Below are 8485 nucleotides of genomic sequence, written 5' to 3' on the forward strand. Positions count from 1 at the left end.
TTACGCGGCGACCAGCGGTCGCGGGTCTTTCAGATATTGTTCGCGCACGGCCTTGGCGCACCAGTAGGTCAGGGCGGCGGCCAGGCCGGTCGGGTTGTAGCCGATGCCGACCGGGAACACGCTCGAACCGACGACAAACACGTTCGACACATCCCAGCTTTGCAGGTAGCGGTTGACGACGCTGGTGCGCCGGTCCGTGCCCATGGCCGTGCCGCCGGCCCAGTGGGTGGTCTGGTAGTTGCGCAAGTCCAGATGATCACCGAAGTTTTTCACCGACACGTGGATCGATTTCGGCTTCATGGCTTTCGCCACTTCCGTCATTTTTTCCGTCACGTAGCGGCTCATCCTGATGTCGTTGTCCTTCCAGTCGAAGGTAAAACGCAGCAGGGGCTGGCCGAAGGTGTCGGTATAGGTCGGGTCGAGGTCGACATAGCAGTCGCGGTAGACCATATTGGCGCCGTGCACGTCGAACGACACCGTGCTGGTGTAGTTGTCCTTGACGGCTTTTTTCCAGTTGGAACCCCAGGCTGGCGTGCCGTCCGGCACCGGAATGCCGGCGATCGGCTTGACGCCGGCCGGGTTGCACCAGGCGGGCGAGCCGCCGACAAAGCCCAGCGGGCCATGGTCGAAATTGTCGCCATTATAGTCATCGACGGCCACGCCGTTGCCGCCGGAACCGATGAAGGGATTGGTATTCTTGCCCGGCTCGTAGAACATCTGCACCGTCGACATGGTCTGGTAGGCGATATTGCGCCCGACCACGCCTTCGTTGCTCACCGGGTCATACGGCTTGCCGATGCCCGACACCAGCAGCAGATGCGCATTGTTGTAGGCAAAGGTACTGGCGATGACCAGCTCGGCCGGCTGTTCGACCGTCTTGCCGTCGGCGTTGACATAGGTCACGCCGGTAGCTTTCTGCTTGCCGCCGTCGAGGTTGATGCGCAGCACATTGCAGTTGGCGCGCAATTCGAAGTTGGCCGCCAGGCGCAGCGCCGGCATGATATTGACCTGTGGCGAAGCCTTGGAATAGTTGTAGCAGGCAAAGCCGGAACAGAAGCCGCAGAAATTGCACGGCCCCATCTGGCAGTTGTAAGGATTGGTGTAGGGCTGCGAAGCGTTCGACGAGGCCGACACGAAGGGGTGCAGGCCCACTTCCTTGGCGGCCAGCTGGAACAGATGCGCCGTGTACGGCACTTTCTGCGGCGGCAGCGCGTAGTTGTCGGAACGGTTGGCCTCGAAAATATTGCCGTCGCCGACGATCTTGCCGTTGACTTTATAGGCCTGGCCCGAGGTGCCAAATACTTTTTCGACGAAATCGAAATGCGGTTCGAGCTCTTCATACGTGACGCCGAAATCCTGGATCGTCATGCCTTCGGGAATGAACTTCTTGCCGTAGCGCTTTTCGTAGTGGCTGCGCAATTGCAGCTCTTCCGGCAGCACGCGCCAGTGCTGGCCCGACCAGTGCAGGCCGGCGCCGCCGACGCCCGTGCCCGGCTTGAACGCGCCGATCTGGCGATACGGCACGGCGATGCCCTTGACCTCGTGGCGGAACGTAAACGAGCTTTTCGACATGTCCTGGAAGATCTTGCTGCGCTGGATATAGGTCAGCTCGTCCAGGGTTTTCGGATAGGCGCCGTCGGGATAGGTGTCGCGGTAGGGGCCGCGTTCCAGGGCCAGCACGTTCAGGCCCGCCTCGGTCAGTTCCTTGGCCATGATGGCGCCGGTCCAGCCGAAGCCGACGATGACGACGTCGACCGGTTTCAATGTAATGTCTGCCATGGTGTTTCCTTATGCGATGGAGGCGGGTGGCAGCGGATAGTGGACGCCGTATTGTTCGACCCAGTCCATATAGTCGGCGCGTGCGCCCGGGAAATTGATCATGCGCCAGGCCGCCATGTCCTTGTTGCCGCCATGGGCCGGGTCGCAGAAATAGCCTTCGCGCGTGTTTTGCAGCAGCTGCTTGAAGAACACGGTGGCCGGCACTTCGCCGATCGGCAAGCTGCCTTTTTCCAGCTCGGCGATCAGGGCGTCGCGCTGGGCAACGGGCAGGTCTGTAAAAGCCTTGCCCGTCTTGCGCTGCACGGCCTGGGCAAAGCCGGGCAGGGCGCTGCGGTACAGCTCGCGCGGCGCCATATGGAACTGGTAGCCGAACTCGTCCGGCGCGGCGACAAACGGCGCCTGCATGAACCACAGCTTGCCGTAGGCATAGGGCGTGTCCATTTGCAAGTCGATGAATTCATGCACGCCGGCCTGCAGCGCGCCGGGGCCTTCCGCATCGGCCGGGATCAGGCGGTCGACCAGCGCGCACAAGGTGGCCCATTCGGCGGCGTTGAAGTAGGTGGGCTGGTAGGGTTTGCCCTGCCCGTCGCCGGTGGCCAGCACGGTGCCGGCCGTGCCGACGGCGCCGATGGCGGCTGCGACGGGGACGGCGACGGCCGCCTTGCGCAGGAAATTGCGTCTGTGCGGAGAGATGCCGATGACTTTCATGTAAAGCTCCTATGGCTGTATGGCTGGGAGGGTGCGCATCATATCATGTTCATTCATATATATTACATATATGAATTAAATAGTCGTGCGTAGATGGGGATGTAACGGTACGGGCCAGCCTGGAGTATCAAAGCAGGCTCGGCTGTAGAAGCATAGGGTAAAAGGAGTGGGAAGGGCGCCGGGTTGGCGCTCAAGCGTTACCGATGAGATAAAGTGAGGGCAGGGATCAGGCGGGGCGCCCGGACCCGATGGGGGACTACCTCCCGGTGGAACGTAGTCCGATCGCGAAGCGACTGACCCCGGTTTTATGCTGCGCGTTGTCGGCTAAAACTCCACCACCCGCCGCTCGCGCATCGCCACCGTCATGGCAATGCCCAGGCGCGTCGCTTCGGTGGCGTCATTCAGGGTCAGCGACAGGGTGCGCCGGCCCAAGGCCGCGTCGGTAAATTCCTGCGCCTCGATCAAAAAGGCGTCGGCGAAGCGGGCGTAGAAGTCGGGCGTGCACTCGTTGCGCACGCCGTAAGCATCAGAAATTTCCACCCGGTTCAGCCGCGGATTGCTGCCCACGGCCAGGCGCCCGCCCGTGCCGAATACTTCCGTCAGCGTTTCATGGCCATGCGCCATGGTGCGCGAGGCCATGAAGGTGGCCATGCTGCCGTCGGAAAATTCGACCGTGCCCAGGCCGTTGTCGACGTCGCCGAATTCCTGCAGACCCTTGTGGATGGCGTTGGTGCCGCTGGCGTAGACGCGGGTCGGCGTCGGGTTGCCCAGCAGCCAGCGCGCCAGGTCGATATCGTGCACGCTGCAATCGAGAAAGATGCCGCCGCTGGTGGGCGCAAAGCGCATGAAGGCGCCGCTGGGGTCGTTCTGGTCGCAGGTTTGCGAGCGCACCAGGTAGGGCTTGCCGATCAGTCCCTGGGCGATCTTTTGCTGCGCGTCGTGGTAGCTCGTATCGAAGCGGCGCACGAAGCCGATCATGGTGGTCAAGTGCGGGTGGCGCGCCGCTTCCGCTTCCACCTTCAGGCAGTCGGCCAGGTCCAGCGACAGCGGCTTTTCGCAAAATACATGCTTGCCGGCCCGCAGGGCGGCGATGATCTGGTCCGCATGCATGGCGGTTGGCGTGACGAGGAACACGGCGTCCAGGCCCGGATGGGCCAGCAGGGCGTCATAGCCGGCATAGCCGGTGGTGACGCCCAGTTCGCGCGCGGCCCAGTCCAGCTCGGCTGGCACCGGGCTGCAGGCGGCGACAACGTCGGCGTTCGGCACGCGCTGGACCAGGTTGATGGCGTGGCGCTGGCCCAGCCGGCCCAGGCCGACAATGCCGATTTTCAAGGTGGGGGATGACATGGGTTCTCCGCTATTCACAGGCTAACGACGCGCTGTTCGCGCCACGACAGGGTCGCCGCTTCGGCCAGCTCCAGCGCCTTCAGGCCGTCTTCGACGGTGGTGCGCAGCGGCGTGCCGTTGCAGAGAGCATCAAAGAAGTGCGCCATTTCCTGGGCATAGGCGACGCGGTAGCGTTCGAGGAAAAAGTCTTCCGGCTTGTCGACGCTGACGTTGAGCGCGCCATAGGCCGTCACCTCGGTCGGCTTGTGGTTGCCGGCCTGCAGCATGCCCAGGCTGCCCAGCACTTCGAAGCGCTGGTCGTAGCCATAGGCGGCGCGGCGCGTGGCGTTGATCTGGCACAAACGGCCCGCCTTGGTGCGGATGGTCACCACGGCCGTGTCGAGGTCGCCCGCTTCGCCGATGGCCGGATCGACCAGGCAGCTGCCGGTGGCGTTGACACTGATGGCTTCGTCGTCGAGGATCCAGCGGAAGATGTCGAAGTCATGGATCAGCATGTCCTTGAAGATGCCGCCCGACACCTTGATGTAGCTGACCGGCGGCGGGCCAGGGTCGCGGCTGGTGACGACCAGCAGTTCCGGCGTGCCGATTTCACCGGCGGCGATGCGCTCTTTGACGGCATGGAAGGTGGGGTCGTAGCGGCGCTGGAAACCGAGCATGCACAACACGCCCGCCTCCCTGACGGCGGCGGCGCAGGCGCGCGCGCGATCGATAGTCAGGTCGACCGGCTTTTCGCAAAAGATGGCTTTGCCGGCGGCGGCCGAGCGCAAGATCAGGTCGGCGTGGGTGTCGGTGCTCGAGGCAATCACCACTGCACGGATGTCCGGATCGCCCAGCGCCGTTTCCACCGAGGCGCTGACGCCGCCGTGGAAGGCGGCCAGCGTTTCTGCCGCTTCCTGGTTGACATCGACGACGTATTTGAAGCGTACGCCGGCCTGGGAGGCCAGGTTGGCGGCGTGGATTTTGCCGATGCGGCCGGCGCCAAACAATGCTACTTCGATCATGCTTGATCTCCTGTTGTGGTGTGGACTGTCTCGGGATAATTATATGAGCGATTTCGAAAAACAGAAACAAATTTCTATTTGAATGAGTCTTGAAAATTTCATTGCGTTTGCCGTGCGCCTGGACTACTCTATGCGCAGTGCACCGTTGCGCGCAACGGCGGTGTCACCCTTCATCAAAGCTGACAACTATAAAAATTAATCCATCTAGGAGACATTCATGTATAGCAATAAGAGCAAGGGTTTGTTGAAGTGCCTGGCGATCGCCGCCCTTGGTACCACCCTGGGACTGAGCGCCGGCGTCAGCCATGCCGCAGGCGAAAAATTCGTGATGGTCAGCCATGCGCCGGACGCCGATTCCTGGTGGAACACCATCAAGAATTCCATCAAACAGGCCGGCGAGGATTTCAACGTCACCGTCGACTACCGCAATCCACCGAATGGCGACCTGGCCGACATGGCGCGCCTGATCGAGCAGGCGGCGGCGCGCAACTACGATGGCGTGATCGCCGACATCGCCGACTTCAGCGTGCTGCAAAAACCGCTGGGCACGGTAGTGGCCAAGAAGATCATGCTGGTGACCATGAATTCGGGCACCCTGGCGCAAAGCGAACAACTGAAGGCCATCATGCATGTCGGCCAGCCCGAGTATGAAGCGGGCCTGGGCGCCGGCAAGCGCGCCAAGGAAGCGGGCATCAAGTCCTTCGTGTGCGTGAATCACTATGCGACCAATGCCTCCTCGTTCGAACGCTGCCGCGGCTTTGCCGATGCGCTGGGCGTGGACTTCAAGTCGTCGACCCTGGATACCAACGGCGTCGATCCTGGCGTGATTGAAAGCAAGGTCAGCGCCTATCTGCGCAGCAATCCGAAAACCCAGGCCGTGCTGGCGCTGGGGCCCGATTCGGCGCCGCCGGCCATGCGCGCGGTGGAAAAAATGGGCCTGAAAGGCAAGATGTATTTCGCCAGCTTCGACCTGTCCGATGAAATCGCCAAGGGCATCAAGGACGGCAGCATCCAGTTCGCCATCGACCAGCAGCCCTACCTGCAAGGCTATATTCCGGTGGCCGTGATGGCCATCATGAAGCAGCAGAAGATCACCGACCTGGCCAAGGTCAAGGAAATCCTGATCGCCAATCCGAAGTACCAGGCGCGCCTGGCCGAATACGGCCTGACGCCCATCTATGGCCCGCGCCACATCAGTTCCGGCCCTGGTTTCGTGACCAAGGACAACATCGCCAAGGTCGAGAAGTACGCCGGGCAATTCCGCTAATCCAGAGCCTGCCAGCGGCCCGCAGCCTGTCGCTGCCGGGCCGGTTCCAGCGCCGCGCCACTCGCGTGGGCGGCGCGTCGGATGCGTACGCCTTGCGTCCGTATTTCTGGCAAACAAGTAACTGAAAGGACATCACATGACTGCGCTCAAATCCAGCCTGGCCAGCCCCGGCATGACGCCCCCCTTGAAGCCGGCACAGCCCGCCGACGACGAGCGGGTCGGCAGCACCAGCCGCGCCAGGCAACTGTTCAGCCGGCCCGAATTCGCCTCCATTTCCGGCACCGTGCTGGTATTTGCCTTCTTTATCATTACCGCCGGCGACTCCGGCATGTTCAACCTCGATGGCGTGGTCAACTGGATGCAGGTCGCCTCCTACCTGGGCATTATCGCCATCGGCGCCTGCGTGCTGATGATCGCCGGTGAATTCGACCTGTCGATCGGTTCGATGATCGGCTTTGCCGGCATGATGATCGCTATTCCCACCGTCTATTTCCAGTGGCCGCTGTGGGCGGCCATCGTGTTCGCCTTTGCCGGTTCGATGGCGTTGGGCTGGCTCAACGGCTACATCGTCATCAGGACGCGCCTGCCGTCATTCATCGTCACCCTGGCTTTTTTGTTCATCCTGCGCGGCCTGACGCTGGCGCTGTCGATCATGTTTGCCAACCGCACCATCGTCAGCGGCGTGGGCGAACTGGCCGCCCACGACTGGCTGGCCAGTCTGCTGTTCCAGGGTAATGTTGCCACCGGCCTGTTCCACTGGCTGGGCAGCCACGGCTGGATCGCCGTGCTCGACGATGGCTCGCCGCTGGTCAAGGGCATTCCGAAAGTGATCGCCTGGTGGCTGGTGCTGGCCGCCGGCGCCGCGTTCGTCCTGTCGCGTACCCGTTTCGGCAACTGGATGTTCGCCGTCGGCGGCGACGCCAATGCCGCCAAGAATGTCGGCGTGCCGGTGCGCAAGGTGAAAATTTCGCTGTTCGTCTTCACGGCGTTTTGCGCCTGCCTGTTTGCCACCCTGCAAGTGTGCGATATCGGTTCGGCCGCCGCCGACCGCGGCATGCAAAAGGAATTCGAAGCCATTATCGCGGCCGTCATCGGCGGCGCCTTGCTGACGGGCGGCTATGGTTCGGTGGTTGGCGCCTGCTTCGGCGCGCTGATCTTCGGCGTGGTACAGATCGGCATCACCTACACCAATATCAATTCGGACTGGTTCCGCGTGTTCCTCGGCGTCATGCTGCTGATCGCGGTGCTGTTCAATAACTTTGTACGTTCACGCGTCACGGAATCGAGGTAAATCATGAGCGAGCATATTCTTGCCCTGGAAAATGTCAGCAAGCGTTTCGGCTCGGTGCTGGCGCTGCAGAACATCACCATGCGCTTGCGCGAGGGGGAGGTTCATTGCCTGCTGGGCGACAACGGCGCCGGCAAGTCGACCCTGATCAAGACCTTGGCCGGCGTGCACAAGCCGACCGAGGGCCAGTACCTGGTCGACGGCAAGCCGGTGGTGTTCAATTCGCCCAGCGAAGCGCTGGACATGGGCGTGGCCACGGTGTACCAGGACCTGGCGCTGGTGCCCCTGCTGTCGGTGGCGCGCAATTTCTTCATGGGCCGCGAGCCGATGAAAAAACTGCTGGGCCTGGTGCCGGTGATGGACATCGACTACGCGGCCGAGACCGCCCGCGCCAAACTGGCCGAGATGGGCATCATGGTGCGCGACCCGCACCAGGCCATCGGCACCATGTCGGGCGGCGAAAAGCAGTGCCTGGCGATCGCCCGCGCCATCCATTTCGGCGCCCGCGTGCTGATCCTCGATGAACCGACGGCGGCGCTGGGCGTGAAGCAATCGTTCAATGTGCTGAAATTGATCTACAAGGCGCGCGAACGCGGCATCTCGGTGATCTTCATTACCCACAATGTGCACCATGCGTATCCGGTCGGCGACTCGTTCACCTTGCTGAACCGCGGCAAGTCGCTCGGCACCTTCACCAAGGACACGGTGAGCAAGGAAGAACTGCTCGACATGATGGCGGGCGGCACGGAAATGCAGACGCTGATGAGCGAACTCGACGGCATGACGATTTAAGGATAACCATGAAAAACACCACACAATTTGCCGCTGGCCGTCCCCTCGACGTGATCTGCCTGGGCCGCCTGGCGGTGGACCTGTACGCGCAGCAGATCGGCAGCACCCTGGAAGACGCCACCAGCTTCGCCAAATACCTGGGCGGCTCGTCGGCCAATATCGCCTTCGGCACGGCGCGCCTGGGCCTGAAGTCGGCGATGCTGTCGAAGGTCGGCGACGACCATATGGGCAGGTTTTTGACCGACACCCTGGCCAGGGAAGGCTGCGATGTCAGCCATGTCGGCGTCGACCCCGACCGCCTGA

The 8485-nt window shown here is 62.3% G+C and carries 8 protein-coding genes; 4 read left to right on the plus strand and 4 right to left on the minus strand.

Annotated elements, in window-relative coordinates; all coding sequences use genetic code 11:
- From ASR47_RS00805 to iolG, 4 genes are all read right to left on the minus strand, one after another.
- Complete coding sequence (locus tag ASR47_RS00805) at positions 1–1779, minus strand: GMC family oxidoreductase (RefSeq protein ID WP_065305875.1); 1779 nt, start codon at positions 1777–1779, stop codon at positions 1–3.
- Positions 1780–1788: 9 nt separating this feature from the next.
- The gene (locus tag ASR47_RS00810) at positions 1789–2487 is read right to left on the minus strand and encodes a gluconate 2-dehydrogenase subunit 3 family protein (protein WP_065305876.1); all 699 of its coding nucleotides are present in this window, start codon (positions 2485–2487) and stop codon (positions 1789–1791) included.
- A 324-nt stretch (positions 2488–2811) separates the two neighbouring features.
- Complete coding sequence (locus tag ASR47_RS00815) at positions 2812–3834, minus strand: Gfo/Idh/MocA family oxidoreductase (RefSeq protein ID WP_065305877.1); 1023 nt, start codon at positions 3832–3834, stop codon at positions 2812–2814.
- A gap of 14 nt (positions 3835–3848) precedes the next feature.
- Entirely contained in the window at positions 3849–4835 is a 987-nt protein-coding gene (iolG, locus tag ASR47_RS00820) for an inositol 2-dehydrogenase (RefSeq protein WP_065305878.1), read from the minus strand.
- 217 nt (positions 4836–5052) lie between these two features.
- On the opposite strand from iolG, the gene ASR47_RS00825 reads away from it, so the two are divergent.
- The 4 genes from ASR47_RS00825 to ASR47_RS00840 all read left to right on the plus strand — a co-directional run.
- Positions 5053–6102, plus strand: coding sequence for a sugar ABC transporter substrate-binding protein (locus tag ASR47_RS00825; RefSeq protein ID WP_065305879.1), 1050 nt, complete (start codon positions 5053–5055; stop codon positions 6100–6102).
- 172 nt (positions 6103–6274) lie between these two features.
- Positions 6275–7393: an ABC transporter permease gene (locus tag ASR47_RS00830; RefSeq protein WP_245714218.1), complete on the plus strand. Its 1119-nt coding sequence runs from the start codon at positions 6275–6277 to the stop codon at positions 7391–7393.
- A 3-nt stretch (positions 7394–7396) separates the two neighbouring features.
- Positions 7397–8182: an ATP-binding cassette domain-containing protein gene (locus ASR47_RS00835; protein WP_065305880.1), complete on the plus strand. Its 786-nt coding sequence runs from the start codon at positions 7397–7399 to the stop codon at positions 8180–8182.
- A gap of 8 nt (positions 8183–8190) precedes the next feature.
- Positions 8191–8485, plus strand: a 295-nt coding sequence (locus tag ASR47_RS00840) for a PfkB family carbohydrate kinase (RefSeq protein ID WP_245714216.1), incomplete at its 3' end; no start/stop codon positions are given.

The organism is Janthinobacterium psychrotolerans (genome assembly GCF_001677885.1).
Lineage (GTDB): Bacteria > Pseudomonadota > Gammaproteobacteria > Burkholderiales > Burkholderiaceae_D > Janthinobacterium > Janthinobacterium psychrotolerans.